Origin of the sequence: uncultured Ilumatobacter sp. (assembly GCF_963980585.1) — a bacterium.
In the GTDB taxonomy this organism is placed as follows: Bacteria; Actinomycetota; Acidimicrobiia; order Acidimicrobiales; family Ilumatobacteraceae; genus Ilumatobacter_A.
Genome location: NZ_CAXCAM010000023.1, coordinates 25,635 through 51,921, shown reverse-complemented (window position 1 = coordinate 51,921; position 26,287 = coordinate 25,635). Strand labels below are relative to the sequence as shown.

Sequence of the window (26,287 nt, the reverse complement as noted above, 5' to 3'; positions counted from 1 at the left end):
GCATCCATTGGGTGTTGGCCCGAGCGAAGTGACCGCGTAAGGATCCCAGATCTCCCGTCTGCCGATCGAGCAGCAGCGGGATTCCGCTTGCGGCGAAGGCGTCAGACGAGCGGGAGATGACGTGTCCAAACGCCGCTTGCTTGATCAGATCGTGCAGCACTGGGAGGTCCTCGACGCGGTTCGCAGGCGGGTTGTACATGATCGGAACGTAGCGTTCTCTTCGTCCTCGCGGTCGGCTGGGTATCGTGGCGACCGTGATCCTGTCTGACCGCAACATGCGCGAACAGCTCGAAGCTGGACGCATCGTCATTGACCCGCTCGATGACTCGCTCATCCAGCCCTCGTCGATCGATGTTCGCATCTCGAACATGTTTCGCGTCTTCCGCAATCACAGTCGTGGTGTCATCGATGTCAAGCAGGACCTAACCGACCTCACTGAACTGATCGAGATGCCCGAGAGCTCAGACGGCCGCGACACCGATGCGTTCATGCTGCACCCTGGTGAGTTCGTGCTCGGCTCGACGTACGAGCGAATCGGCATGCCGGATGACCTGGTCGGCCGTGTCGAAGGCAAGTCGAGCCTCGGCCGTTTGGGTCTGATGATTCACTCGACGGCAGGGTTCATCGACGCGGGATTCGATGGGCACATCACCCTTGAACTCGCCAACGTGGCGAGCCTGCCAATCACCCTGTACCCGGGAATGAAGATCGGCCAGATCAGCTTCATGGAGATGACGTCGCCCGCCGACAAGCCGTACGGCCAAGGCGCCGCCGGCTCCAAGTACCAAGGCCAGCGCGGGCCAACGCCGAGCCGGTACTTCGAAAACTTCAGCTGAGGACGAGTTGGTGCCTGGCACCAAGTCGTGCTAGTCGGTGTAGGGGCGGGCCTTGACGGGCTTGCCGCGCATCGTGGCCCGGTCCATCGCGTTGATCACGCGCTCAACGTCATCCTTCGGTACGCCGACCACTGAGTGCTGCTCGGAGATGCGGATCGGACCGATCTGGCGGCCGGTCAGCCCGGACTCGTTCGCAATGGCGCCCACAAGGTCACCAGGCCGCACGCCAGCCTTGCGGCCGAGGCTGATGAACACGAACGCAGTATCGGAGTTGTCGAAGTCACGCTTCTTGCCGGTGCGGTCATCGCGGTCGAACTTCTTCTTGCCCTTGGACTTCTTGTCGTCCCACTCGCGATCATCACGATGGCGGCCCTTGCCGTCAGCGCGTTTGTCCTTGAAGTTCTTGCTGCGATCGTTGCGCGCCGAGGCATCAGGGATCTCGCGCTCATCCATCACAGCGCCACGCGACTCGTGCACAAGCTTGATGGCAGCGAGTGCAATGTTGCGATCACTGTCTTCGCCGGCAAGGGCATGCAGCACCTTGTTGAAGTCCTCGAGATCGACCGAGGCCAGGGACTCACGAATCTGGTTCACCGTGACTTCGACTTGACGGGCCCGCAGGTCCGCGACGCTGGGCACCTTGGCGACCTCGATGGTCGTCTTCATCAGGCGCTCGATATTGCCGAGCTGGCGGCGGTCGCGCGGGTCAGCAAGTGTGATCGCGGTACCTTCGCGTCCGGCGCGACCGACACGGCCGATGCGATGGACGTAGCTCTCCGCCGCTGCCGGAACGTCGTAGTTCACGACATGGGTCAACGTGTCGACGTCGAGACCGCGGGCGGCGACATCGGTTGCGACGAGCAGTTCAGCGGTGCCGTCGCGCAGGCGCGCCATGACGCGATCGCGCTGGGTCTGGTCCATGCCGCCGTGCAACGCCTCGGCGCGATAACCGCGCAAGCCCATGGTCGCGGTGAGCTGGTCGACATCCATGCGAGTTCGGCAGAACACAATGGCGGCGTCGGGGGTCTCGATGTCGAGGATGCGACCGAGTGCATACGGCTTGTCGTTGCGCTTCACGTAATACACGCGCTGGCGGATGAGCTTCTGGCTCTCCTGCGTCTCGGCCTTGCCGATCTTGATCTTGTGCGGATCACGCTGGTGACGCTTCGCAATCGAGTTGATCCGCGGCGGCATCGTGGCCGAGAACATCACCGTCTGGCGATCATCGGGCGTGCTCTCAAGAATCGACTCGATGTCGTCGGTGAAGCCCATGTCGAGCATCTCGTCGGCTTCGTCGAGGATGACCGTCTTGATCTGATCGAGCCGCAGCGAACCACGACCAATGTGGTCAATGGCTCGACCCGGCGTCGCGACCACGACATGAGCACCACGATCCAGAGCACCGAGCTGACGACCGATTGGCTGGCCGCCGAACACCGGGACCACCTTGGCACCGAGCTTCTTGCCGTACTTTACGATTGCTTCGCTGACCTGGACAGCCAGTTCGCGAGTCGGCGTGAGCACGAGCACCGACGGTGCATCTGGGAAACCGGGCTCGATTGCATTGAGCGCCGGAAGGGCAAATGCAGCGGTCTTGCCCGTGCCTGTGGCCGCTTGGCCGAGCAAGTCTTGGCCAGTCAGGAGAGCCGGGATGGTTTCGCGTTGGATCGGCGTCGGCTCTTCGTAGCCGAGGTCGTTGAGCGTCTGCACGAGTTCGGGACGCAAACCGAGCGCAGCGAAGCCGCTCGGAGCCGGCGTGTGGGGCTCCGCTGCAGCTTCGACCTTTACGTCGGCGGTTTCGGGCTCCTCGACACGTTCGGTGTGGACATCAGCGATTTCGGCAACGGCTTCGGTATCAGCGTCCTCGGTGGCCGCATCGTCCGAAGAGTCGTCCGATCTGGTGGTCTCGGAGCGTTGCTCGAATCCCGCCATGATCTCGGCGATGTCCTCATCAGCGACATCGTCGGTGCTGACGTCGTCAACATCGACGGCAACGAGGTCCGCGTCAGCAATTTCGATGACGTCCTCTCCTGTTACCGAGTCAATGTCAGGCGTATCGGTGCTGCCATCAGTGGCTGGTGCGAGCCGGGTGATGTCGACGAAATCAGGTTCGGTTCGGTCGGTGGGGTTTGGCTGCGCCCAGCTGCCAGTGTCGTCAGTACTCATCACATTGCTCCTCGAAGAAGGAAACAACGATACGGACCGCGACTCAGAACCGTCGTTGACCCGTTTGCGCAGTCGAGTGCTCGGCCGGCGTAGTGGAGCCGATGCGTCTCAGACGGAGGTCAATGGGCCATCGTCAGGCTCAGCGGCCTGCTCGCTGTCGAGCAACGGTGATTCGCCCGCATGGAATTCCGCTTCGCCCGTTTCGATGGCTTCGAGCAGGTGGATCGAAATGTCGGCGACCTTGACCTCGTCCTCTTCCTTGCCAGCGGCCTTCACGCCATCGTCGAGCATGATGTAGCAGAATGGGCAGGCGGTCGCGACGCGCGATGCGCCGGTGGAGATGGCCTGCTCGGCCCGCTCGTCGTTGACCTTGACGCCGGTGTTCTCTTCCATCCACATGCGGGCGCCACCGGCGCCACAGCACATGCCCTTGGTGCCGTTGAGCGACATCTCGACAACCTCGATGCCCTTGATGGCACCAACGACCTTGCGTGGAGCGACATAGACGTCGTTGTGGCGACCGAGGTAGCAGGAGTCGTGGTAGGTGATCCGCTCTTCGAGCGTGGCCTGGCTCACATCGAGCTGACCCGATTCGATGAGCTGCTCAAGCAACTGCGTGTGGTGAATGACTTCGTAGTTGCCACCGAGTTGCGGATACTCGTTCTTCAACGTGTTGAGGCAGTGCGGGCACTGGGCGATGATCTTCTTGACACCCATCTCGTTGAGCATCTCGACGTTCGGCTGAGCGAGCATTTGGAACAGGTACTCGTTGCCCGAACGACGAGCCGAGTCACCGGTGCACATTTCTGATGGACCAAGAATGGCGACGTCGATGCCAGCGCGCCGCAGCAGTTTGGCCATCGACTGGGTGACCTTCTTGTTCTTGTCGTCAAACGAGCCGGCGCAGCCAACCCAGTAGAGGTACTCGCTCTTGAGCGCTTCGCCGGGATCGACAATGTCGACGAACTCGAGCCCTTCGGCCCAATCGCCACGCTCGCCCTGGTTGAGGCCCCACGGGTTGAACTGGTTCTCCATCGCCCGGTAGGCGTTGCCAAGTTCAGCGGGGAAGTTCGACTCCATCAGCGACAGGTAGCGCCGCATGTCGAAGATCTTGTCGGTGATCTCGATATTGACCGGGCAGATCTCGTCGCACGCCTTGCAGGTCGTGCAGGCCCAGATTTCTTCGGCCGTGATGCGGTCGAACAAGTTGTTGGCCGGCACGGTGATCTCTTTGTCCTCGCTCAGCGGAGGACTGGTGGCCGGAGCACCCGAAGCGGCCATCACGGCGCCGGCCTTGAGCACGATCTCACGCGGGTCGAGCGACTTGCCCGTGGCATGGGCGGGGCACACCGATGTGCAACGGCCACACATCGTGCAAGCATCGAGGTCGAGCAGTTGCTTCCAGGTGAAGTCCTCGACAACCGAGGCACCGAACGACTCGAGCTCGGTCTCCATCAGGTTCGGCATCGGGCGCATGGCACCCTTGGGACGGTCCTTGTCCTTGAGGTACATGTTGATTGGCGACGTGAAGATGTGACGCAGCATCGTGATGGGCAAGATCGCAAGGAAGGCAACGAACGCGGCGACGTGGCCAATCCACCACCACTGATGCCACACCTCGAGGCTGCTTTGTGACCAGCCGTCGACGAGGGTCGACAGCGGGTAGCCAATGAAGCTCCACTGCTCGTAGTCCGGGCCACCTTCGAGGGCGATTCGGAACATTTCGGCGCCGAAGCCGGTGACGCCGATCGCAAAGAAGACGCCGAGGATGATGGCGTGCTCGGGCTTGCTCTTGATGCGGATGCGGTACGGCCGCTGCACGTAGCGCCGCACGATCGCCCACACAATGCCGCCGAGGAACACCAGGCCGGCGAGATCGCCGATGAAGGCGTAGGCCTTGTACGTGGTGCCGTGGAGGAACTTGAGCTGCTCGGGAAGCTGGTGGTCGATTTCGAGCACGGTGGTGACGCCGAGCAGCACGAGGAACCCGAAGTAGATCATCGAGTGCATGAGGCCGGCACCCGCATCGCGCAGCAGGGTCTGCATGTAGACGCCTGCGCGGAAATCCTTGAGGCGCTGCTTGGCGTTCTTGGTCGTGGTGCGCCGCTGTGACGGTGCGCCGCGCTCCCAGTTCTTCATCCGGAAGCTGAACATGATGCCGACCCAGATGAGCAAGACCGGGATGACGGTGTAGAAGACGATCTGGATGGGTCCGGGGATATTCACGAACACGGTGCGGTGCACCGCGTTGTCGTTTTCCCACTTGGTGATCTGGGGCAAGATGCCCGAGACGAGGGTGAACAGGGCGACAGCAGTGAACAGAACGAGCGCGAGTTGGTTCGGCTTGAACCGTTTCGGGGTCGTGTCGGCCTCGGGAGAATCAGTGGCAGCACTCATGCGCCCGCAAATCTACCCGCGAGCAACCACGCGCTTCATTTCTGCTCAGAGTTGCTCGTGACTACCCGCGCAGATACGCGAGACCGTGCAGGAAGAACTCGACAGCGCGACCGAGCGGTTCTTCGACGATGTCCAACTCGGCAAGGGTCAGCGTGGCGCCGAACGGAGCGGTCCAATACTCGGCTGGTCCCGGACGTTCCGGACCCCACGGGCCGACATACAGGTAGGGCTCGTTGAGGCCACCATCGCCCGCGGCGGCCCCGAGATTCAGCCGGACACCCGGCTTTGCGGCAAGGTCGATGCCGAAGTCGAAGTGCTCGGGCCACAGCCGGCCCACCGACGCCTCGGCGCCGGGGATCGACGCAACTGCTTCTTCCATTGCGCGTTGGCCAACCAGATACCACTCGCCGAGCACCGACGACGTGACGCTGTCCAAGATGATGAGTTCGTCAGGGTCCCCAAGCGGTGGGGTGTCACCGCCCACCCAGAAGCCGGGGTCAGGCTCGAAACCAATGGCATTGCACAGCCCGCGGATGGTGTTGCCGACAACAATCTCGACCTGTGTTGTTGCGACCAACTCGCGGACGTCGTCGCCAACGACGCGCTCGATGAACATCGAGCCGCCGACAAGGCGGACACGTTCGCGCTGCGGGCCAACCGGGGGTGTGCCAAAGCCGCCCGGCAACGGGACGAGGTCAAACAGTCCGTCGTGACGGAACCGGGCCTGACCGAGGACATGGGTGGCGAGCCGTTGCGCGACGAGCCGCTGCTGCTCCCAGTTGTCCGGCAACGGATGAAAGTTCATCGCGCCAGTCTCTCAGACTTGCAACGCCGCCATCGCTGCGACGCGACCATGTCAGCCCGTGTAGGTGCGATCCATGATCCGAATGCGGGACGCAAGTGAACCCATCAGCTTGTGCGCAATCGAGGGCACCTCGTCGAGCACGTTGATGAACCGGCGTTGGTCGATGACCAGCAGGGTGCAATCCGTGGCACACACCACCGACGCGGTACGGGGCCCGTGGTCGAGCAGCGAGAGTTCGCCGACGACGTCGCCGTCGCTGAGCGTGGCGATCTTGCGGTTGTTGCGCTTGATCGTGACCTCGCCCTTGAGGATGACGTAGGCCTCGCGGCCCATATCGCCCTGGTCGACGACAACCGAGCCCGCCGTCATGGTGATCTCGTCGGCCGCCTTCGCGACTTTTTCCAGCTCCTTCTTGCTACACGCGCTGAACAGCGGGACGTTCTTGAGACTGTTGAGTTGCGCTTTCATGCTGGCCATTCCGGCCACACTAGACGCAGGTCGATGTGTCGGGTGTCACTGAAGCACGCGCGGGTACCTCAATGGCTCTGCGAGCAAGCGGTGACGAACTCAGAATGTGATCAGCGGGGCGAGGTAGTCATCCGGGGCCTCGTAGCCGAGCAGGTTGAACACCGTCGCAGCAACGTTGGCGAGGCCATGGGCGGCGCCCGGCTGGCCATCGGCCATGTGGTACTCGCCGTCATAGTTCGGGTCGTGGATGGCGAACGGCACCGGGCTGAGCGTGTGGCTGGTCTTCGGCGATCGGACGCCGTCTTTCTCTGTGTACATCACATCGGCGTTGCCGTGATCCGCGGTGTACACGAGCACGCCACCGAGGTCGTCGATCGCCGCAACGAGCTGCGCCATGCACTCGTCGATCACTTCCATTGCTTCGACCGTGGCGTCCAAGTGGCCGGTGTGGCCGACCATGTCGCCACTCGGAAAGTTCAGCCGGCCGAACCGGTACTCGCCTGAGCGGAGGAGATCGATCGTCTCGGCGGTGATCTCGCGTACCTTCATGGCGGGCGTGGTGTCGAACTCGACGTTGTCGGATGGGATCTCGATGTAGGTCTCGAGCGACTCGTCGATGTAGCCAGACTTGTTGCCGTTCCAGAAGTAAGTGACGTGGCCGAACTTCTGGGTCTCACTGATCGCAAAACTCTTCACTCCTTCCGCGCAAAGGAACTCACCCATCGTTCGATCGATGGCAGGCGGCTCTACCAGGTATCGCTTCGGGATGAAGGCGTCGCCGTCGTACTGCAGCATCCCGGCGAAGAACACATCAGGGCGTGGCTCGGCGTTGGCGCCGGTGCGGTCGAACACGTCGAAGTCGTCTTCTTCGAACGCGCGGGAGATCTCGATGGATCGGTCGCCGCGATAGTTGAACAGAATGACCGTGTCACCGTCGACGATCGTGCCGACCGCGCGTCCCGCGTTGTCGCCGACAACGAAGCGTCCGAGGTACTGATCGCCCTTGTCGGTCTCGGCGTACATCGTCTCGACGGCCTCAGTCGCTGAGTGGAACACCGGACCTTCGCCGTGAACGTGGCACATGTAGCCCCGCTCGACCATGCCCCAGTCGGCTTCGTAACGATCCATCGTGATCGTCATCCGGCCGCCACCGGAGGCAATGCGGAAGTTGCGACCCACTCCCGTCGCGTTGATCTCGGCGAGCACGGCCTCGGTGTCTTGAATGTAGGCGAGCGCGGAACGGGCGGGGACGTCGCGGCCGTCGTGGAGAATGTGCACCGCACAACTCGTCACACCCTCGTCAGCCGCGCGCTGCAACAGCAGATACAGGTGTTGGTTGGTCGAGTGCACGCCACCGTCGGAATGCAACCCGAGGAGATGCAGCGTGCCCGCCCGGTCACCGACGCATCGCGTGATGGCCTGTTTCCACACGTCGGTCTCGAAGATCGCACCGTTACTCAATGCCTTGTTCACGAGCTTGGCGCCCTGCGCGAAGATCCGGCCGGCACCGAGCGCGTTGTGCCCAACTTCGCTGTTGCCCATGTCGTCATCAGTGGGCAAGCCAACCGATGGGCCGTGCGCAGCCAGCTCGGTGTACAACTCGCCAGCGGTCAGCTCGTCGAGTGTCGGCGTCGTTGCGGCGGTCACCGCATTGCTCGGACCGGCAGGTGCAACTCCGACGCCATCGGCAACGACTACCAACACCGGGCCGGGTCGGCCGGCGAACGACGGATGCTTCTGCAACGACAACGTCATACGCCCAGGCTAAGGAGCAGAACGGGGCGGCATGGTGTCCAGGTGCCCGGATGCCGCCGGCCGTCGTACGATCACGCAATGGCCGACGTGTACGACTTCGACAGCTTTCTGCGCTACGAAGCGTTGGTCACCTGGCTCGATCAGCTCGCCGACAAACATCCCGCACTGGTCACGATCGAGACGTACGGTCAGTCGCACCAGGGACGCGATCTGCTGATCGTCACGGTCACCGACTCTTCGACGGGCGGGCACGGGACGAAGCCGGCGCACTGGATCGATGCGAACATTCACTCGGTCGAACTCACCGCCTCAGTCGCCGCCTGCCGTGTGTTGCAGCACCTGGTCGACGGCTTCACAGCCGGTGACGAACAGGTTGTCCGCGCGCTGCAGACCCGGACGTTCTATGTGGTCCCGCGGGTCAACCCGGACGGTGCCGAGTGGGCGATGGCCGACTCGCCGCAATTCCGGAGATCGAGCGTCCGTCACTGGCCACTCGCCGACGGTCATCGCTGGCCCGGACATCAGAGCGAAGACATCGATGGTGACGGCCGCATCCTGCAGATGCGTCTTGCCGACGACGATGGCCAATGGGTGCCGCACCCCGACGACGCGCGGCTGCTTGTGCCGGTCCCGCTCGACGGAATCGCTGGAGGAACACAGCGCTACCGGTTGTTCGGTGAAGGAACAATCGAGGACTTCGACGGCTTCACGATGCCGAAGCCGCGTCCGCCACAGGGACTCGACATGAACCGCAACTTCCCGGCCGGGTGGGGAACCTCCGTTCCTGGCTCAGGTGACCACCCGCTGTCAGAACCCGAGATCGACGCGCTGATCCGCGCAATGGTGGCCCGACCCAACATCTGCGGCTTCAATGCATTCCACACCAGCGGTGGCGTGCTGCTCCGACCGTCGTCGACGAAGTCCGACTCGGCGCTGCCACCGAACGACGTCTGGGTGTGGAAGGAGCTTGCCAAGCGTGGCAGCGAGTTCACCGGCTACCCGGCGCACTCGGTCTACGAAGACTTCACGTGGGACCCCACTGAGACGATGAGCGGCGCATCTGACGACTGGGCCTACGAGCATCTGGGCGTCTACGGATGGACCACCGAATTCTGGGACCTCGTCCACGCCGCCACCGGCGAGAAGGCGTCGACGCACTTCTGGTACACAGGCCCCACGGACGCCGAGGCGCTGGCCGTGGTGCGCTGGCTCGACGGGCAACCCGGTGGCGCTCGAACAGTGGGCTTCGTCGACTGGTACGAGTTCGACCATCCGCAGTTGGGGCCGGTCGAGTTGGGTGGATGGAACGATCTCTACTCGTGGGTGAACCCGCCGCTGCATCTGCTGAAGGCCGAGGTCGACGGGCACGGCGCGTTTGCCGTCGCACAGGCGCTCGCTGCTCCGTGTCTCGACATCAAGTACACCGACGTCAAGCAGCTTGGACCTGACACCTGGCAGGTCTCCGTCGGCATCGCCAACGTCGGGTGGTTGCCAACGCAGGTGACCGAAAAGGCGAAGAAGGACGGCATCGTCCGCCCGGTCGCCGTCGAACTCGCGGGTGCCGAAATCGTCAGTGGTTCTGCCCGCATCGAGCTTGGTCAACTCGACGGTGCGATCGCGGCCCGGTTCAATCGAGGCGACGGTGGCGCACCGGAGCGGGCCCTCGCGTCATGGGTGGTTCGTTGCCCGGCCGGTACCGAGTTGTCGGTCACCGCGTCGCATCAACGAGCCGGAACGAAAGCGGCCGTGATCACGACCTGAGTTGCTCAGGCGTATTGCTCGCGGCGACCAGCTGAACGATTCGGTGTCCAGTCCAGGTCGAGGTACTGCTTGAAACCCTTGTGAGTCTCCTTGAAGCCGTGGTCCGCGTAGAAGACGTGGGCGTCATCACGCTTGATGCTGCTCGTGAGTTGCAGGCGGTAGCAACCGAGGTCCTTCGCTCTGCTCACTGCATAGTCGAGCAACTGTCCGCCCACACCGGTGCCGCGCTGATCTTCAACGACATGCATCGACTCGATTTCGGCGCAGCGACCGCCGCGATGTTGGAAGTGGCGGAACGTGAAGAGCTGCAGCATTCCCACGATGCGGCCACCCAGTTCGGCGACCAAGAGGTACGAGCCGTCGGTGCGATCAATCTCGCGAAGCGCGTCGACATAATCGTCGATGTAGTACGGGTCGTCGGCGCCTGGGCCGAGCCGCCCACCGAGCAGGACATCAACAAGGTCTTCAACATCACCGTCGAGCGCGTCTCGGACATACAGCTGCACGGAAGCAGATTCTTGCAGATCTGAGCGAGGCCCCGCGCGATGGTCGATCATCGCTCTGCGTGGCACGATGGAGGCATGACCCGTTGGACTCCGGAATTCGTCACCGTGCGACGTTGCGTCGTGGCGAGGTTGGCACAGTGACTTCCACCGGAGGTGCCAGCGCTCCGACACCTGCTGACCTGTTGGATGCAGCTCGCGCCGCGCAGGCTCGAGCGCACTGCCCGTACTCGGGTTATGCCGTTGGCGCAGCGATCCGCACGGTGTCCGGTGCGATCTATGCCGGCTGCAACGTCGAGAACGCGGCGTATCCCGAAGGCACCTGCGCGGAGGCTGGCGCGATTGCCGCGATGGTGCTTGACGGCGAGCGAGAGATCGTTGAGGTCGTCGTCGTCACCGGGGGAGCGACACCCGGGACCCCGTGCGGCGGCTGTCGCCAACGCCTCCGCGAGTTCGCCGGCCCGGACGCGGTGATTCACGCGACGACTGTCGACGGTGCCGAGCTCACCGTGACGATGGCCGACCTGCTCCCCGCGTCATTTGGCCCAGAGTTTCTCGCCAACTGACCATCCAGCGCACTCACCATCCAGCGCACTCACCATCCAGCGCACTCACCATCCAGGGCCTGAATCATCCGGAGCACCCGTCCGCTCCGAAAGATGTTGGACCAGCGTTGCCTGGCGACGATTTTCCTGCACATTTCGGGCCAAGTCGGGCCAAGTCGGGCTGCGCCGTTGCAAAGTTGAGTCGTCTTGACTCAGGATTGATGATGGGAGGTTGTGATGCGGGGAGGAAACCTCTATCTTGAGTGTCACTACATCAGGATCTACCCCCCGTACATCTCTCGAACACAGCAAGAAGGAGCATCACATGCCCAAGGCAGTCGGTATCGACCTCGGTACCACCAACTCAGTCGTCTCGGTCCTCGAAGGCGGCGAGCCCGTCGTCATTCCGAACTCCGAGGGCGGTCGCACCACCCCGTCGGTCGTGGCGTTCTCCAAGACCGGCGAAGTGCTCGTCGGTGAAGTCGCGAAGCGCCAGGCCATCACCAACCCCGATCGCACCTTCCGAAGTGTGAAGCGCCACATGGGCGAGGCCTGGAAGTCCGACGACATCGACGGCAAGCAGTACACCGCACAGGAAATCAGCGCCCGCACACTGATGAAGCTCAAGCGCGATGCCGAGAGCTACCTGGGCGACACCGTGACCCAGGCAGTCATCACCGTGCCCGCGTACTTCGACGACGCGCAGCGCACCGCCACCAAGGAAGCCGGCACAATTGCGGGCCTCGAAGTGCTCCGCATCATCAACGAGCCGACCGCAGCTGCGCTCGCGTACGGCCTCGACAAGGGCGACGAAGACGAAACCATCCTCGTGTTCGACCTCGGTGGCGGCACGTTCGACGTGTCGGTCCTCGAGATTGGCGACGGCGTGTTCGAAGTCAAGTCCACGCACGGCGACACCGTTCTCGGTGGCGACGACTGGGACCAGCGCATCATCGACTGGCTCGTCCAGCAGTTCAAGGCTGCCCAAGGTGTCGACCTCAGCGCCGACCGCATGGCAGCACAGCGTCTGCAGGAAGCAGCCGAGAAGGCCAAGATCGAGCTGAGCCAGACGCAGTCGACGCAGATCAACCTGCCGTTCATCACCGCCACGGCCGACGGCCCGCTCCACCTCGACGAGACGCTCAGCCGCTCGAAGTTCCAGGAGCTCACCGCGGACCTCATCGAGCGTTGTCGTGTCCCGTTCGAGCAAGCTCTCAAGGACGCTGGCGTCGCCAAGGGCGAACTCAACCACGTCATCCTCGTCGGTGGTTCCACCCGCATGCCGGTCGTGACCGAGTTGGTGCAGGATCTCACTGGCAAAGAGCCAAACAAGACCGTCAACCCGGACGAAGTGGTCGCCATCGGTGCTGCTGTCCAGGCAGGCGTGCTGCGCGGCGACGTCAAGGACGTGCTCCTGCTTGACGTCACCCCGCTGTCCCTCGGCATCGAGACCAAGGGCGGCATCATGACCAAGCTCATCGAGCGCAACACCACCATCCCCACGAAGCGCACCGAGACCTTCACCACGGCCGAGAACAACCAGCCGTCGGTCGAGATTCACGTGATCCAGGGCGAGCGCGACATGGCGAGCTACAACAAGACCCTCGGCAAGTTCCAGCTCGTTGATCTGCCGCCTGCAATGCAGGGGGTGCCGCAGATCGAAGTCACCTTCGACATCGACGCCAACGGGATCGTGCATGTCAGCGCCAAGGACCGGGCCACCGACAAGACCCAGTCAATGACCATCACCGGTCAGTCCACACTCGACAAGGACGTCATCGACCAGATGGTGAAAGACGCCGAGGCGCACGCCGAAGAAGACAAGCAGCGGCTCGCCGAAGCCGAGGCCCGCAACAACGCCGACAGCCTCGTGTACCAAACCGAAAAGGTGCTGCGGGACCAGGGCGACACAGTGCCTGCCGAAGAGAAGGACGCGGTCGAAGCACCGCTCGCCGACCTCAAGAAGACACTCGAGGGCAACGACCACGACGCCATCAAGACCGCCACCGAGGCGCTCATGGCCGCCAGCCAGGCATTCAGCCAGAAGCTCTACGAGGCAGCGGCCAAAGACGGTGGCGCCGAGGGTTCGTCAGCATCGGGCCAGGGCGACGGCGCAGTCAACGACGACGACATCGTCGATGCCGAGATCGTTGACGATCCGGCCGACGGAGACGCCGAGGCAGGTGCTTGAGCATGTCCGATATGGGAGACGGTGATCTTTACGATCCCGACGACCTGAGCGACGCGGAGCTGACCGGGACCGTTTCTCGGTCAGCATCCGAGTCCGCCGCCGCCGCAGATGCGGCTGCAGCATCGACCACGGACGGCGATGACACTCCTGAACGACAGAGCGAGTTCGACGATATCGACACGCTGTCGGCGCTCGACTTCGACACGCCCGACGCCAGTGGTGCCGAGGCAGACATCGACTGGTCCGAAGTCGACGTTCCGGCGTTGCTCGCCGAGCGCGATGAATTCAAGTCGATCGCGCAACGCGTGCAGGCTGAGTTCGAGAACTTTCGCAAGCAGGCCAACATCCGAGCGCAGGCCGACGCCGACCGGGCAACCGGCCGGTTGGCCGAAGCGTTCCTGCCGGTGCTCGACGCGGCTGAGGCCGCGTTCCTTCGCCATCCCGACGAAGTGGGCCCGCTGCTCAACCAGATGCTGACCGAGCTCAAGAAGCAAGGCCTCGAAAGTCTGGACCTCGACGGGCAACTGTTCGATCCCGAGGTGGCCGAGGCTGTGGCGCACGAGCCTGTCGACGGTGGCGAACCGTTGGTGGCTGAGGTGCTGCGCAGCGGATACCAGTGGAAGGGCAAGACCCTCCGCGCCGCCATGGTGAAGACAAAGGACTGAGAACATCACACGTGAGGTCCGCCTCACGTGTGATGTGAAGAGCGCTCCGAGGAGGTGAGCACAAATGGCTGCACAACGAGACTGGTACGAAAAAGACTTCTACAAGGCGCTGGGCGTGGCTGAGAGCGCCACCGACAAGGAGATCACGAAGGCGTATCGCTCGCTTGCTCGCGATTTCCACCCGGACAAGAACCCCGGCAACGACGCCGCCGAAGAGAAGTTCAAGGAAGTGTCGGCCGCGTACGACGTGCTTGGTGACGAGGACAAGCGCGCCGAATACGACGAGGTCCGTCGCATGGGTCCCGCCATGATGGGTGGCCGACCTGGCGGATCGGACGGATTCTCCTTCAACGTCGGTGACATGGGCGACGTCCTCGGTGGCATGTTTGGCCGAGGGGGCAGCCAGCGCGGTCGCGGAGGCGCAGGCGTCCAACCCCGCCGCGGTGCTGACATCGAAGCGTCGCTGACCATCGACTTTGCCGACGCCGTCACCGGCCTGGAGACCGCCCTCTACCTCACGACTGAAGCACAGTGCTCCACGTGCGGCGGCAGCGGCGCGAAAGCTGGCACTGCCCCGAAGGTCTGTGGCCACTGCGGCGGCAGAGGCGTGACCGACGACAACCAGGGCATGTTCTCGTTCTCGTCACCGTGTCAGGTCTGCCAGGGTCGCGGCAATGTGATCGAGTCCCCATGCGGCACCTGCCGCGGCGGAGGCATCGAGAAGCGACCACGCGAAGTCAAGACCCGTCTGCCGGCGGGCGTGAAGGACGGCCAGACCATCCGACTCAAAGGCCGCGGTGGACCGGGGCGCAACGGTGGTCCGAACGGCGATTTGCTGGTCGAGTTGACCGTGATGCCCCACGACCGGTTTGGTCGCAGCGGCCAAAACCTCACCGTGTCGGTACCCGTGTCGTTCGCGAATGCCGCACTTGGGGCCGACATCGACGTGCCGACACTTGGTGGCCCGTCAGTCACCATGCACATCAAGCCCGGCACTCAGTCCGGAAGCCGGCATCGGGTGAAGAGCAAGGGCATCGAAACCACGAGCCGGGCCAAGGGCACCGTGCAGGGCGATCTGATCGTCACGGTCAACGTGGTCGTACCCACCGAGTTGAACGACGAGCAACGTTCGGCAATCGAGCACCTCCGCTCAGCAAGTACGGTGGAGAGCGAGCAGGCAACGCCCACGACAGGCGCAACCGCCTGAGGAGGCTCACATGAGTGACCAACCGGACAACGGCGGACCCGAGCGCAAGCGCCCGACCGCGGTCTACGTGATCTCGGTCGCCGCTGAGCTCTCTGGAATGCACCCTCAGACGTTGCGGATTTACGAGCGCCGCGGTCTAGTCATGCCGGCGCGTACCCAGGGCGGCAATCGTCGTTACAGCGACGCCGACATCGAGGTGCTCCGCCGAATCTCGGAGCTCACCAACGAGGGAATGAACCTTGAGGGTATTCGTCGAGTGATGCGCCTGGAAGCCGAGAACGCGCGCCTGCGTGCTGAACTGGAGCAGGCTCGCTCGATCGCTGTGCACGCCATCGAAGACGCCGAACGAAACCAGCGCGGAGCGCGTGCCGCACAGCACGGCTCCGGCAGCGAGCTGGTTCCGCTCAAGCAGGCCGTTGCGGTCTTCGGAAAGCGCGCCAGCATCTTCCGTCGCGACTAGCTGTCACCCGACTCGGCTGTCACGCACGGGTTGGTGCCCGGAGCGAGCCTCAGCCGTCGTCGACCCAGGTCTGCAGGTCGCGCCAGTCGATCAGAGCTTGCTCAACCAAACCCACCACGGCGGCGACATCGCGCCGGGCGAGGTCGAGCACGGCGCGTGGAAGCCGGTCCCGGTCCCGTTGGCGGGTGTCGGGCATCCGGTCGAGTTCGGCGATCACGCGGTCGGAATCGTCGCCGAACTCACGCCGAACACGGGTGATGATCTCGTCGGAGAACAGGTATCGGGGCCCAGCCATCAGCGAGCCATCAGTCGGCGCGGTGGGCGACAGCAAGCTCGGCCACGTCACGCATGATGCCGGCGATCTCGTAGTCCTTCGGCGTGTAGATCGCAGCGATTCCGATCTCGCGCAGGCGCGGCCGATCGTCTTCAGGGATGATGCCGCCGACGACAACGGGGGCATCGACACCCATTGCCTTGAGATGGTCGAGCACGTCGGGCACGAGATTGAGGTGCGAGCCAGACAGGATCGACAGGCCGATCACGTCGGGGTCTTCATCGCGAGCCGAGGCGGCGATTTGTTCTGGAGTGAGCCGAATGCCGGAGTAGACGACTTCCATGCCGGAGTCGCGTGCCGCGACAGCGATTTGCTCGGCGCCGTTCGAGTGTCCGTCGAGGCCGGGCTTGGCAACGAGGAACTTCGGCGGGCCACCTGTCATCGACTTGACGAACTCGACCACCTCGCCGAGACCTGCAGCGGACCCGGTTGCACCTGCCACTCCGGTCGGTGCCCGGAACTCGCCGTACACCTCGCGCATGAGGTTGCCCCACTCACCGGTCGTGCCGCCCGCTCGGGCGAGCGCGATTGAGGCAGGCATCACGTTGTGGTCACCCTCGGCCGCAGCGCGCAGCTCGGCGAGTGCGGCATCAACGGCTGGCTGGTCACGACCAGCGCGCCATGCCGCGACGTCGGCAACCAACTCGGCTTCGACCGCGTGGTCGACCTTGAGGATCGCGCCTTCGCCGCCCAGCGGTGAGTCGGTGGTCTCGCGGAAGTCGTTGACGCCGACGACGGTCTGTTCGCCTGACTCGATGCGTCGAGTGCGTTGCGCCATCGACGACACGAGCCTCGACTTCAACGTTTCGACGGCTTCGAATGCTCCGCCCATTTCGAGGACGTCGTCGAGTTCAGCTTGAGCGGACGCCCGTAGCTCGTCGGTCTTTGCTTCGATCACCGTGGAGCCATCGAAGATGTCGCCATACTCGAGGAGGTCGGTCTCAAAGGCCAACACCTGCTGCATGCGCAACGACCACTGCTGATCCCATGGCGTCGGCAGACCCAACGCTTCGTTCCAGGCAGGGAGCTGCACCGAGCGGGCGCGGGCCCTCTTCGACAGGGTGACTGCCAGCATCTCGAGCACGATGCGTTGCACATTGTTCTCGGGTTGGGCCTCGGTGAGACCGAGTGAGTTGACCTGCACGCCGTATCGAAATCGCAGCGCCTTCGCGTCGGTCACGCCGTAGCGCTCCCGGCCGATCTGTTCCCACATGTCGGTCATCGCACGGAGCTTGCAGACCTCTTCAACAAATCGAATTCCGGCATTGACGAAGAACGAGATCGAACCGAAGACCTGACTGAACTGTTCGTCGGACACCTGCCCTGAGGCCCGCACGGCATCGAGCACATCGATCGCCGTCGCCATGGAATAGGCGATTTCCTGTGTGGGCGTCGCACCGGCTTCCTGCAGGTGATACGAGCACACGTTCATGGGATTCCACTTGGGTGCGTGCTCGGCGCACCAGGCGACCATGTCGACGATCAGCCGACGCGACGGCGCAGGGGGGAAGATGTAGGTGCCGCGAGACAGGTACTCCTTGACGATGTCGTTCTGCGTCGTGCCGCGCAGCTCGCTCGAGGCCACACCCTGCTCTTCGGCGTTGGCGACGTACAACGCGAGCAGCCAGGCCGCGGTGGCGTTGATCGTCATGGAGGTGTTCATCTGACCGGGCGGGATCTGGTCAAGCAGCGTGCGCATGTGGCCGAGGTGCGCCACGGGCACGCCGACCTTGCCAACCTCGCCACGCGACATTTGGTCGTCCGGGTCATAACCCGTCTGGGTGGGCAGGTCGAACGCGATCGACAGGCCGGTCTGGCCTTTGGACAAGTTGGTGCGATAGAGCTCGTTGGATGCCGCAGCAGTGGAATGGCCGGAGTAGGTCCGCATCATCCACGGCCGGTCGCGTGTTGCCCGCTCAGCCGTCGTCTTGCTCGCGTCAGTCATGACTCCAGTGTCGTCGGTTCGGCAGGAAATCCTCAAGTTTCTGTTCAAGTATTGGGCCGTTGCGCCGAAACAAATGGTGTCAGCAACTTGCCGACTGAACACGATCCGGAGGATCCAAAAACCTCCAAAAACCTCCGCAAACATCGCAGCCAGAGCTCATCGTCTTCTCCCCCTTGACGAGAGTTCTTGGCTGACAGGTTTCCCTCCTTTGGCGGGAACCCCGTCAGCCGGATGGCGGATCCGGCCGACGACGAATACAGGAGCGGAGCGACCAAGGGTCGCTCCGCTCTATTCGTTTTCCCAGCCGGACGAGTCAGCGGGGTTGGATGGCGTGCGCCAGCAGCCGCACGTAGTCGTTGCGACTCACTTCAATGGCGCCGAGCGATGCGAGGTGATCAGTCGCCCACTGTGTGTCGAGCAGGACGGCCCCGGTGGCGTTGAGGTGGTTGACAAGATGCACGAGCGCAACCTTCGACGCGTCGCTGACATCATGAAACATCGATTCGCCAGCGAAGAAGCCATTGACGCGCACGCCGTACAGGCCGCCCACGAGTTCATCGTCGAGATATGTCTCAACGGAATGGGCCCAACCCAGTTCGGCCAGACGTACGTAGGCGTCGACGAACTCGGGAGTGATCCATCGACCCTGTCGCTGGGGATCGGCGCACCGCTCCATGACGCCGCGGAAGTCGGTATCCATCCGAACGTCGAATCGACGGCAACTGGAGCGGAGCGACTTCGAAACGATGAGGCCGTCGAGCGGGATGACGCCGCGCGGATCAGGTGAGTACCACGCGATCTTGCTGCGCCGTCGATTGGGGTCGACCGGCATCGGGAAGAGACCGGTGCGATACGCGGCCAGCAGCGTGCCTGGTTCGAGGTCGGCGCCGAGCGCCACGAGTTCTTCGCCCGGTTCGCTGGTGATGGGGTCGGGGAGCGCGTACCGCGTCGCTGGCGGTTCCAGCGGAGACGGGCTGACGCGTGACATGGTCCCAGCGTGGCAACAAACGCCGCAAGTGAACGAAAGAGGGACAATCTTCCTGTCAGATTCTGGTCAACCCGCCACCGAGGGTGACCGTTGCCTCACGCATAACTGACTTCTGGGACTGACTGCTCAGTACGAGCGGAAGCCCTGCTTGGTCTTGCGGCCAAGGTGGCCGGCGGCAACCATGCGGCGCAGAAGCGGCACAGCGGCGTAGTTGGGATCGCGGAACTCGGTATAGAGCGCGTCAAGAATCGACACCGACGTATCGAGGCCAACAAGGTCCAGCAGCGCAAACGGGCCCATCGGGAAGTTGCAGCCGCCCATCATGGCGGTGTCGATCGAATCCATCGACGCCGTGCCCGCCTCATACATGCGCACGGCATTGTTGAGGTAGGGGAAGAGCAGTGCATTGACGATGAATCCTGCGCGGTCTTCGACCAGTACGGGGTCCTTGCCACACGCGCTGGCGAATGCCGTTGCTGCCTCGATCGTGTCGTTGGACGCAGTGAGAGGGCGGATGACCTCGACGAGTGACATGGCGGGTGCCGGGTTGAAGAAGTGGATGCCGCAGACCTTGTCAGGGCGCTGCGTCATCATTGCCAACTCGACGACGGGGAGCGTCGAGGTGTTGGTGGCGAGAATGCCCTCGGGCTTGACGATCTGCTCGAGTTCGCCGAACAGTGCACGCTTCACTTCGAGGTCCTCGACAACGCTTTCGATAACGAGGTCGCAGTCGGCGAGCTGACCGAGATGATCGGTGACCGAAATTCGGCCGAGGATGGCCTGGCGCTCATCTTCGGTCAGACGTCCCTTGGCGACGTGTCGAGCAAGACCAGAGTCGACCTTTTGGAGTACGGCGTCAGCGCCAGCCTGGGTGCGCGACCGCACGATGACTTCGAGTTCTGCACGCGCCACCACTTCGGCCAGGCCTGAACCCATGATCCCGGAGCCGAGGATGCCGACCTTCTTGATTTCCGTCATGGCGACGAGCTTAGTTACCGATGGGTAACACACAGCAATCTGTTGCTGACCTCGTATCGTCGGTCCCTGGCGTCCAGCCGACGTCGGCCTCTCCACATGTTCGTCCTGCTCGTCTTCCATCTCGTCCTCGGTGTCGCCATCATCGCGGCAGGACGCAGTCTCGGTCGTCATGGATTCGCACTGGCTGCTCTCGCGCCGCTCGCCACGATCGTCTGGGCGATCACGCAATCGGATCGGGTGCTCGATGGCGAGGCGAGCATCGAGACGTTCTCGTGGGTCGGCGGCCTCGATATCGCGATCGATCTGCGACTCGACGCCTTCGCGTTGTTGATGGTTGCGCTCGTGTCAGGCATCGGGCTGCTGATCTGCATCTACGCCCTCGGTTACTTCCAGCCGCACGGACCTGATGACGTCGTCAAGGACAACGTCGGCCGGCTGGCCGGGATGATGACGCTCTTCGCCGGCGCGATGCTCGGTGTCGTTCTGTCGGACCATCTCATTGCGCTGTTCATTTTCTGGGAGTTGACGTCGATCACGTCGTACCTCCTCATTGGCAACGACGACACCAACCCCCGCGCCCGCGCAGCGGCGCTGCAGGCGATCCTCATCACCGGCATGGGTGGACTGGTTCTGCTCGCTGGGTTGATCATCATCGGGCAGTCAGCAGGGACCTATTTGCTGTCAGAGTTGATCATCGATCCGCCGACCGGGGCAATCGTCAATGCCGGCGTTATCTGTGTCTTGATCGGAGCCTTCACGAAGTCGGCTCAGGCGCCGTTCAGCAGTTGGCTCCCAGGTGCCATGGTCGCACCCACGCCGGTCAGCGCGTATCTGCACTCGGCGACCATGGTCAAGGCGGGCGTATACCTTGTGGCCCGCCTTGCCCCGATGTTCGCCGTCTCTGGGAACTGGCGTGTGGTCGTCCTTACGGTCGGGTCGGCCACGATGTTGATCGGCGGACTGCGGGCGCTTCGTCAACACGATCTCAAGCTGCTCCTGGCGTACGGCACGGTCAGCCAGCTTGGCTTCATGATGCTGCTGTTCGGCACCGGCGACGATCACATCGCGCAGGCCGGAGTTGTTCTGCTGCTTGCGCATGCTGCATTCAAGGCCGCGTTGTTCATGGTGGTCGGAATCGTTGATCACCAGGTCGGCACCCGCGACATCCGCAAACTGCACGGCTTCGGGGCGTCCTGGAGGCCGGTACTCATCGCCGGTGTGGTCGGGGCCGCGTCGATGGCGGGGTTGCCTCCGCTGTTCGGGTTCATCTCGAAGGAGAAAGCTCTCGAGGGCTACGTCGACCACGGTGATTTTGTCGGATCGACGATCGTCCTCGTCGTCATTGTCGTGGCATCAATTCTCACGTTCGCCTACTCGGCCCGTTTCGTCCTTGGTCTCTTCGGAGCATTTGCCGAGTCCGACGCCGATGACGTCTCCCATGCCGCGCACGCCCCGTCGTTCACGTTCGTTGCACCAGCGTTGCTGCTGACCGTCGTCAGCCTTGCTGCTGGTATTGCGCCGGTGCTGGTCGATCGGTTGGTCGAGGCGGCCACCGTCGCATTGCACCCCGAGGCCGAACCAAAACACCTGCACCTGTGGGCCGGTTTCACCACAGCGTTCGCGCTGTCGCTCGTGGTCATCGGTGTCGGTACGTTGCTCACGCTCTTGCGTCGTCAGGTGAGCGCTGCCCAGCGCTCCGCGTCGCGCGCGTTGCGATTTGTTCCCACCAGCGAACAGGCCTTCAACTTCCTGCTGCGTGCCGTCGGGGTCACGGCGCGTCGAGTCACCGGATTCCTGCAGAACGGTTCGTTGCCGATCTATGTGTCGGTGATCCTGATGGTTGCCACGGGCGTGCCGTTGATTGCCTTCGCGAGTGCTTGGAGCGGCTTTGGTGACATGATTGAAGCACCGGCTCAGGTGGTGCTTGTCGCGATGATCATGGCCGCTGCGCTGGGCGCCTCGATTGTGCGGCGACGTATCGCCGCCGCGCTGATGCTCGCTGCAGTTGGTTACGCGATGGCCGGTTTCTACGTCTCGCAAGGTGCACCGGACCTCGCACTCACCCAGTTCGCGATCGAGACGCTGAGTACCGTCTTGTTCGTTCTCGTGCTGCGGTACCTCCCCGCGACGTGGACGCATCGGGCTCCGGCTATCGCGGCACCGATGCGGATCGCCGTCTCGGTGTTCGTTGGCATCGCCATCTTTGTTTTCGCTTTGGTCGCCAGCGGAGCTCGCAGCGATGTCTCGGGTCCGCAGCAATCCGAGGCGATGGTCGAAAATTCGCTGACGAAGGGCAAGGGCCGCAACATCGTCAACGTGATCCTGGTCGACTTCCGCGGTTGGGACACGATGGGTGAGATCACGGTGCTGCTCGTTGCCGCGGTCGGCGCGGTCAGCCTTGCCCGCAGCGGTCGGCGGCCCGACCAGACCGGTGCGCCAACCTTTGAAGAGATTCTCGATCCGGTTGAGCCCGATGACTTCGTCGACGACGACGGTCCGGCGTCGTCGCTGGTCGGCGCTGAGCCTCCCGGGGGTATCTCGTGAGCCCGCGCGGCGCGCCCGGTCGCGTCTTCGTCCTCGATCAGGCGATCAAGGTCATTTACCAGTCGATTCTCGTGCTTGCGCTGTATTTCGCTTTCGCTGGGCACAACCTGCCCGGAGGAGGATTTGTCGGTGGCCTGATGGCGGGCGCGGCAGTCTCGCTGCGCTACGTGTCCGGCGGCGCGGAAGCGGTGCGGACCACGTTCCGGGCACCGTCGCACGTGATCCTCGGCTGTGGCCTGCTGTTGTCGTCAGGAACCGCGATGGTGCCGGTGCTCCTCGGGGGCGCTGTGCTCGAGCACGGTGAGATCGAGTTGGAGCTGCCGATTTTCGGCACGGTCAAAGTGGTGTCTGCGCTTCCGTTCGACACGGGGGTGCTCTTGGTCGTTGTCGGTCTCGTGCTGATGCTGTTCGCTGCCTTTGGTGATGATCGTCCGATCGAGTCGGCCGAGCCAACGGTCTCGGCCAGTGCGCCGGACAGTGCCCCGGACAGTGCGGAGGCATCCATATGAGCGTCTTGCTTGCGTTCGCCGCGGCGTTTCTCTTCGCAACCGGCACCTGGCTGCTGTTGCAACGTCGCCTGTCGCGCATCATCGTCGGCATCGGCCTGATCGGGCACGGCTCAAATATCTTGCTGCTCACGTCCAGCAATGGCCGGGGCCTGCCGCCGATCATCGACTCGGCGGATCCGACCGATTTTGCCGACCCGTTGCCGCAAGCTCTCGCGCTCACCTCGATTGTCATCACCTTCGGAGTGACTGTGTTCCTGTTCGCAGTCGGGTTCCGAAGCTGGAAGCTGACCCACGATGACGTTGTCGAAGACGACGTGGAAGACCGCTTCATTGCCCGGCGTCGCGCGGATCGCGACGTCGAAGAGAGCGAAGCCGCCGAACGCGAACATGCCGTCGAAGAGGATCGCGCATGACCGGCGCGTTCGCTTCCGCGCTCGGCGCAGATTTGCTCGCGGCTGACGTGACGGCGCCGAGCAGTGGCATCTTCGACGCATTGGTGCCGATGCCGGTCTTGCTTCCGTTGCTTGCTGCATCGCTCAGCGTGATCTTCGCCCGACTCCGAAACGTGCAACGCGTGCTGAGCATCGTTGCGCTGCTCGGTGTTGTCGTCAACAACGTCATCTTGCTCAGCCGGGTCGACGAAGCGACGGGCGACGCAGCCGGCGGCATCGTTGTGTCCCAGGCAGGCGGTTGGGTTGCCCCCCTCGGAATCTCCCTCGTGGTCGACCGGCTATCGGCAATCATGCTGGTGGTCTCCTCACTGATGCTGCTCTCGGTCCTGATCTACGCGATCGGGCAGGACTCAGAGGAACGCAGATTTGCCGCGTTCCATCCGGTGTACCTCGTCTTGGCAGCGGGCGTCTCAGCCAGCTTCATCACCGGTGACCTCTTCAACCTGTTCGTCGCGTTCGAGATGATGCTCGTTGCGAGCTACGTGCTGCTCACCCTCGGCGGCCGAGCCGGGCAGGTGCGCTCAGGAATGTCGTACATCGTCATCAGCCTGATCGCCTCGACGTTGTTCATCACCACGCTCGCGTTGTTTTACTCAGCGACTGGCACGGTCAACATGGCCGAGTTGGCCGAACGCATCCCCGAACTGCCCAGTGGTGTCCGAACCGGATTCTCACTGCTGCTCATCGCCGTCTTCGGCATCAAGGCCGGAATTTTCCCGCTCTTCTTCTGGCTACCGGACAGCTATCCCACAGCGCCCAACGCGGTCACCGCAATCTTTGCGGGCCTGCTCACCAAGGTGGGGGTCTACGCGATCATTCGCACCCAGCTACTCCTGTTCCCAATGGACGCACAGCAAGGCAAACTCCTGCTGGTCGTTGCCGGGTGCACGATGGTCGTCGGCGTCCTCGGAGCACTCGCGAATGACGACCTCCAGCGCATCTTGTCGTTCCACATCATCAGCCACATCGGCTACATGATCATGGGCCTCGGCCTCTTCACCCTGGCGGGAGTGGCTGGCGCCGTCTTCTACGTCGTGCACCACATCGTCGTCAAGACCGCACTGTTCCTCGTCGCTGGCCTGATCGAGCGCAAGGCTGGCTCCGACCGGTTGTCGAGGCTCGGTGGCATGGTGCGCAGCGCGCCGATGATCGCTGTGCTGTACGCACTTCCGGCCTTGAGCATCGCTGGGCTGCCGCCGTTCTCTGGCTTCGTCGCGAAATTCGCGCTGGTCGGCGCCGCGATCGAAGCCGAGCAGTGGGCGATTGTCGTCGTGGCGCTGTCCGTCAGCTTGTTGACCATGTACGTCATGGGCCGAATCTGGTCGAGCGTGTTCTGGGGCGAATCCGACGATGCAGCAGTGATGGCCAGACTCGCGCCTGGTGTCACAAGGGTCCCGATGTTGATGACCGCGGCGACAGTCGTCGTGGTCGGGCTGTCCCTTGCACTGCTGGTATTCGCCGGCCCGCTCTACGACCTGGCAGAGCGAGCTGCAACAGACTTACTCAACCCGCAGGGATACATCGACGCCGTATTGCCAAACAGCGGTGACGTGGAGGTTGGCGGATGATCGGACTGCTTCGTGTCCCCAGCCTGCTGGTCTGGCTCACGTTGCTGTGGGTGGCTTTATGGGGCGATGTGACTGCCGGCAACGTGCTCGGCGGACTGCTCGTCGCGATCGTCGTGGTTGCCGTCGCCCGACCGACCGGAGTGACCGGTTTGGAACGGACGTACTTCCGCCCTGTCTCAGCGCTGCGCTACGGGCTGTACTTCCTCGTGCAGATGGTCAAGTCCAACCTGATCGTCGCCTGGGAGATCATCACGCCAGGGATGTCGCTCAACCGAGCGATTATCGCCGTGCCGATGCATACATCGTCGGCCGGCGTGGTGGCGCTGGTCGCGAACTCGATCACCCTCACGCCTGGCACCGTGACCATCGAGGTCATCGAGGAGCCGACCGATGATGGACTGATCGATCGCACGCTGTTCATCCATGTGCTCCACTTCCTCGGGGTTGACGCAGTGCACCGCGATGTGCTCCGACTCGAACGGTTGGCCATCAAGGCGTTCGGCTCGCCTGACGAGTTGCCTCGACTCGATGCCGAACTGGCAGCAATGGTGATCGAAAAGGACGTGTCGTCATGATCGTTGTCCCGTTGTTGTTGCTGACCGTCGCCCTCGCAGCGTTCATGTTCCGGGTCCTTCGGGGCCCATCGATTCCCGATCGGGTTGTTGCACTGGACGGCGTGCTGTCGGTCGTGGTGAGCGGCATCATCGTTGCTGCAGCGCGAGCCGACAGCGGCATCACACTCTCCACCGTCCTGGTCGTGTCGCTTGTCGGCTTCGTTGGCACGGTGGCCCTCGGGCGCTTCGTCGAGCGGAGGGGCGGCTGATGGGCATCGTCGCCAGCATCTTCATGATCACCGGAGCGACGCTCACCATGATTGGTGGCATCGGCGTCATTCGGTTCCGCGATCTGATGTCACGCGTCCACGCCGCCGCCAAGGCGCCGACGCTCGGCCTCATGCTCGTGGCAGTTGGCGCGGCCATCGAGATCGGAACGTTTGACGCTGCCGTGGCGTTGGTGCTTGTCGTCGTGCTGCAACTCCTCACGTCGCCGGTGGCCACGCACGTGCTCGCCCGCGCCTCGTACGGGCAAGTCGACATGGCCCTTGACGGCGAAGATGACCTTGCCGCCTTTCTCGCCGCCCGCGCGGAGTCCGGCTCCTCGGATCCTGATCACGATCCTGACGCCCCCGGCGCTCCGTAACGCCGGTACC

25 protein-coding genes are annotated in these 26,287 nt (G+C 63.3%); 14 read left to right on the top strand and 11 right to left on the bottom strand.

From position 1 onward, the window contains the following. Positions 1–199, bottom strand: a 199-nt coding sequence (locus ACH2DW_RS09150) for an FMN-binding negative transcriptional regulator (protein WP_394929435.1), incomplete at its 3' end; no start/stop codon positions are given. 55 nt (positions 200–254) lie between these two features. On the opposite strand from ACH2DW_RS09150, the gene dcd reads away from it, so the two are divergent. Continuing rightward, a complete protein-coding gene (gene dcd, locus ACH2DW_RS09145) occupies positions 255–836 on the top strand; it encodes a dCTP deaminase (protein ID WP_394929434.1) in 582 nt (193 codons plus the stop codon). Between the two features lie 30 nt (positions 837–866). Here the strand turns inward: dcd and ACH2DW_RS09140 are convergent, their stop codons facing one another. The 5 genes from ACH2DW_RS09140 to gpmI all read right to left on the bottom strand — a co-directional run bounded on the left by ACH2DW_RS09140 (position 867) and on the right by gpmI (position 8,427). Then, positions 867–3,002: a DEAD/DEAH box helicase gene (locus ACH2DW_RS09140; protein ID WP_394929433.1), complete on the bottom strand. Its 2,136-nt coding sequence runs from the start codon at positions 3,000–3,002 to the stop codon at positions 867–869. A 108-nt stretch (positions 3,003–3,110) separates the two neighbouring features. Further along, positions 3,111–5,399: a heterodisulfide reductase-related iron-sulfur binding cluster gene (locus ACH2DW_RS09135; protein ID WP_394929432.1), complete on the bottom strand. Its 2,289-nt coding sequence runs from the start codon at positions 5,397–5,399 to the stop codon at positions 3,111–3,113. 61 nt (positions 5,400–5,460) lie between these two features. Beyond that, positions 5,461–6,204 carry a hypothetical protein gene (locus tag ACH2DW_RS09130; RefSeq protein ID WP_394929431.1) on the bottom strand — a complete coding sequence of 248 codons (744 nt, stop codon included), beginning with the start codon at positions 6,202–6,204 and terminating at the stop codon, positions 5,461–5,463. A 51-nt stretch (positions 6,205–6,255) separates the two neighbouring features. After that, the gene (locus ACH2DW_RS09125; protein WP_394929430.1) at positions 6,256–6,681 is read right to left on the bottom strand and encodes a cyclic nucleotide-binding domain-containing protein; all 426 of its coding nucleotides are present in this window, start codon (positions 6,679–6,681) and stop codon (positions 6,256–6,258) included. 90 nt (positions 6,682–6,771) lie between these two features. After that, a complete protein-coding gene (gene gpmI / locus ACH2DW_RS09120) occupies positions 6,772–8,427 on the bottom strand; it encodes a 2,3-bisphosphoglycerate-independent phosphoglycerate mutase (protein ID WP_394929429.1) in 1,656 nt (551 codons plus the stop codon). A 78-nt stretch (positions 8,428–8,505) separates the two neighbouring features. Between gpmI and ACH2DW_RS09115 the strand changes: the two genes are divergently transcribed. Then, positions 8,506–10,188, top strand: a complete 1,683-nt coding sequence (locus ACH2DW_RS09115) for a M14 family metallopeptidase (protein ID WP_394929428.1) — start codon at positions 8,506–8,508, stop codon at positions 10,186–10,188. Between the two features lie 5 nt (positions 10,189–10,193). Here the strand turns inward: ACH2DW_RS09115 and ACH2DW_RS09110 are convergent, their stop codons facing one another. After that, a complete protein-coding gene (locus ACH2DW_RS09110) occupies positions 10,194–10,694 on the bottom strand; it encodes a GNAT family N-acetyltransferase (RefSeq protein WP_394929427.1) in 501 nt (166 codons plus the stop codon). A 137-nt stretch (positions 10,695–10,831) separates the two neighbouring features. Here ACH2DW_RS09110 and ACH2DW_RS09105 point away from each other — a divergent pair, with 137 nt between their 5' ends. The 5 genes from ACH2DW_RS09105 (at position 10,832) to ACH2DW_RS09085 (ending at position 15,759) form a co-directional block, all read left to right on the top strand. Continuing rightward, positions 10,832–11,257: a cytidine deaminase gene (locus ACH2DW_RS09105; protein ID WP_394929426.1), complete on the top strand. Its 426-nt coding sequence runs from the start codon at positions 10,832–10,834 to the stop codon at positions 11,255–11,257. A 304-nt stretch (positions 11,258–11,561) separates the two neighbouring features. Further along, positions 11,562–13,427 carry a molecular chaperone DnaK gene (gene dnaK, locus ACH2DW_RS09100; protein WP_394929425.1) on the top strand — a complete coding sequence of 622 codons (1,866 nt, stop codon included), beginning with the start codon at positions 11,562–11,564 and terminating at the stop codon, positions 13,425–13,427. Between the two features lie 2 nt (positions 13,428–13,429). Next, complete coding sequence (locus tag ACH2DW_RS09095) at positions 13,430–14,092, top strand: nucleotide exchange factor GrpE (protein ID WP_394929424.1); 663 nt, start codon at positions 13,430–13,432, stop codon at positions 14,090–14,092. Positions 14,093–14,156: 64 nt separating this feature from the next. Continuing rightward, entirely contained in the window at positions 14,157–15,299 is a 1,143-nt protein-coding gene (gene dnaJ, locus ACH2DW_RS09090; protein ID WP_394929423.1) for a molecular chaperone DnaJ, read from the top strand. A gap of 10 nt (positions 15,300–15,309) precedes the next feature. Beyond that, positions 15,310–15,759: a heat shock protein transcriptional repressor HspR gene (locus ACH2DW_RS09085; RefSeq protein ID WP_394929422.1), complete on the top strand. Its 450-nt coding sequence runs from the start codon at positions 15,310–15,312 to the stop codon at positions 15,757–15,759. Positions 15,760–15,808: 49 nt separating this feature from the next. On the opposite strand, the gene ACH2DW_RS09080 is transcribed toward ACH2DW_RS09085, so the two are convergent. The 4 genes from ACH2DW_RS09080 to ACH2DW_RS09065 form a co-directional block, all read right to left on the bottom strand. Next, positions 15,809–16,054, bottom strand: coding sequence for a hypothetical protein (locus ACH2DW_RS09080; protein WP_394929421.1), 246 nt, complete (start codon positions 16,052–16,054; stop codon positions 15,809–15,811). Positions 16,055–16,064: 10 nt separating this feature from the next. After that, positions 16,065–18,038 carry a protein meaA gene (locus ACH2DW_RS09075; protein WP_394929420.1) on the bottom strand — a complete coding sequence of 658 codons (1,974 nt, stop codon included), beginning with the start codon at positions 18,036–18,038 and terminating at the stop codon, positions 16,065–16,067. Positions 18,039–18,351: 313 nt separating this feature from the next. Further along, positions 18,352–19,026, bottom strand: a complete 675-nt coding sequence (gene aat / locus ACH2DW_RS09070) for a leucyl/phenylalanyl-tRNA--protein transferase (protein ID WP_394929419.1) — start codon at positions 19,024–19,026, stop codon at positions 18,352–18,354. 126 nt (positions 19,027–19,152) lie between these two features. After that, positions 19,153–20,004, bottom strand: a complete 852-nt coding sequence (locus tag ACH2DW_RS09065; protein ID WP_394929418.1) for a 3-hydroxyacyl-CoA dehydrogenase family protein — start codon at positions 20,002–20,004, stop codon at positions 19,153–19,155. Between the two features lie 96 nt (positions 20,005–20,100). On the opposite strand from ACH2DW_RS09065, the gene mbhE reads away from it, so the two are divergent. Genes mbhE through mnhG form a run of 7 tightly spaced genes read left to right on the top strand, consistent with a single transcriptional unit; the run spans position 20,101 to position 26,277 of the window. Beyond that, positions 20,101–22,548, top strand: coding sequence for a hydrogen gas-evolving membrane-bound hydrogenase subunit E (gene mbhE / locus ACH2DW_RS09060; RefSeq protein WP_394929417.1), 2,448 nt, complete (start codon positions 20,101–20,103; stop codon positions 22,546–22,548). After that, positions 22,545–23,057 (top strand): MnhB domain-containing protein, encoded by a 513-nt coding sequence (locus ACH2DW_RS09055; RefSeq protein WP_394929416.1) that lies wholly within the window; start codon positions 22,545–22,547, stop codon positions 23,055–23,057. The genes mbhE and ACH2DW_RS09055 overlap by 4 nt, the downstream gene beginning before the upstream one ends. Continuing rightward, entirely contained in the window at positions 23,054–23,470 is a 417-nt protein-coding gene (locus ACH2DW_RS09050; RefSeq protein WP_394929415.1) for a sodium:proton antiporter, read from the top strand. Before ACH2DW_RS09055 ends, ACH2DW_RS09050 begins: the two co-directional genes overlap by 4 nt. After that, positions 23,467–25,077, top strand: a complete 1,611-nt coding sequence (locus ACH2DW_RS09045; RefSeq protein ID WP_394929414.1) for a Na+/H+ antiporter subunit D — start codon at positions 23,467–23,469, stop codon at positions 25,075–25,077. The genes ACH2DW_RS09050 and ACH2DW_RS09045 overlap by 4 nt, the downstream gene beginning before the upstream one ends. Beyond that, positions 25,074–25,652, top strand: coding sequence for a Na+/H+ antiporter subunit E (locus ACH2DW_RS09040; RefSeq protein ID WP_394929413.1), 579 nt, complete (start codon positions 25,074–25,076; stop codon positions 25,650–25,652). Before ACH2DW_RS09045 ends, ACH2DW_RS09040 begins: the two co-directional genes overlap by 4 nt. After that, positions 25,649–25,900, top strand: a complete 252-nt coding sequence (locus ACH2DW_RS09035; protein ID WP_394929412.1) for a monovalent cation/H+ antiporter complex subunit F — start codon at positions 25,649–25,651, stop codon at positions 25,898–25,900. The genes ACH2DW_RS09040 and ACH2DW_RS09035 overlap by 4 nt, the downstream gene beginning before the upstream one ends. Beyond that, entirely contained in the window at positions 25,900–26,277 is a 378-nt protein-coding gene (mnhG, locus tag ACH2DW_RS09030; RefSeq protein ID WP_394929411.1) for a monovalent cation/H(+) antiporter subunit G, read from the top strand. The genes ACH2DW_RS09035 and mnhG overlap by 1 nt, the downstream gene beginning before the upstream one ends. The last annotated feature ends 10 nt before the right edge of the window (positions 26,278–26,287 follow it).

Bases quoted from the DNA above. Each gene is read 5' to 3' on its own strand.
- ACH2DW_RS09050 (WP_394929415.1), top strand. From the start codon at position 23,054: ATGAGCGTCTTGCTTGCGTTCGCCGCGGCGTTTCTCTTCGCAACCGGC.
- ACH2DW_RS09065 (WP_394929418.1), bottom strand. From the start codon at position 20,004: ATGACGGAAATCAAGAAGGTCGGCATCCTCGGCTCCGGGATCATGGGT.
- ACH2DW_RS09085 (WP_394929422.1), top strand. From the start codon at position 15,310: ATGAGTGACCAACCGGACAACGGCGGACCCGAGCGCAAGCGCCCGACC.
- gpmI (WP_394929429.1), bottom strand. From the start codon at position 8,427: ATGACGTTGTCGTTGCAGAAGCATCCGTCGTTCGCCGGCCGACCCGGC.
- mbhE (WP_394929417.1), top strand. From the start codon at position 20,101: ATGTTCGTCCTGCTCGTCTTCCATCTCGTCCTCGGTGTCGCCATCATC.
- ACH2DW_RS09035 (WP_394929412.1), top strand. From the start codon at position 25,649: ATGATCGTTGTCCCGTTGTTGTTGCTGACCGTCGCCCTCGCAGCGTTC.
- ACH2DW_RS09125 (WP_394929430.1), bottom strand. From the start codon at position 6,681: ATGGCCAGCATGAAAGCGCAACTCAACAGTCTCAAGAACGTCCCGCTG.
- ACH2DW_RS09095 (WP_394929424.1), top strand. From the start codon at position 13,430: ATGTCCGATATGGGAGACGGTGATCTTTACGATCCCGACGACCTGAGC.
- ACH2DW_RS09040 (WP_394929413.1), top strand. From the start codon at position 25,074: ATGATCGGACTGCTTCGTGTCCCCAGCCTGCTGGTCTGGCTCACGTTG.
- ACH2DW_RS09075 (WP_394929420.1), bottom strand. From the start codon at position 18,038: ATGACTGACGCGAGCAAGACGACGGCTGAGCGGGCAACACGCGACCGG.
- ACH2DW_RS09045 (WP_394929414.1), top strand. From the start codon at position 23,467: ATGACCGGCGCGTTCGCTTCCGCGCTCGGCGCAGATTTGCTCGCGGCT.
- ACH2DW_RS09135 (WP_394929432.1), bottom strand. From the start codon at position 5,399: ATGAGTGCTGCCACTGATTCTCCCGAGGCCGACACGACCCCGAAACGG.
- ACH2DW_RS09080 (WP_394929421.1), bottom strand. From the start codon at position 16,054: ATGGCTGGGCCCCGATACCTGTTCTCCGACGAGATCATCACCCGTGTT.
- ACH2DW_RS09115 (WP_394929428.1), top strand. From the start codon at position 8,506: ATGGCCGACGTGTACGACTTCGACAGCTTTCTGCGCTACGAAGCGTTG.
- dnaJ (WP_394929423.1), top strand. From the start codon at position 14,157: ATGGCTGCACAACGAGACTGGTACGAAAAAGACTTCTACAAGGCGCTG.
- dnaK (WP_394929425.1), top strand. From the start codon at position 11,562: ATGCCCAAGGCAGTCGGTATCGACCTCGGTACCACCAACTCAGTCGTC.
- aat (WP_394929419.1), bottom strand. From the start codon at position 19,026: ATGTCACGCGTCAGCCCGTCTCCGCTGGAACCGCCAGCGACGCGGTAC.
- ACH2DW_RS09140 (WP_394929433.1), bottom strand. From the start codon at position 3,002: ATGAGTACTGACGACACTGGCAGCTGGGCGCAGCCAAACCCCACCGAC.
- ACH2DW_RS09130 (WP_394929431.1), bottom strand. From the start codon at position 6,204: ATGAACTTTCATCCGTTGCCGGACAACTGGGAGCAGCAGCGGCTCGTC.
- mnhG (WP_394929411.1), top strand. From the start codon at position 25,900: ATGGGCATCGTCGCCAGCATCTTCATGATCACCGGAGCGACGCTCACC.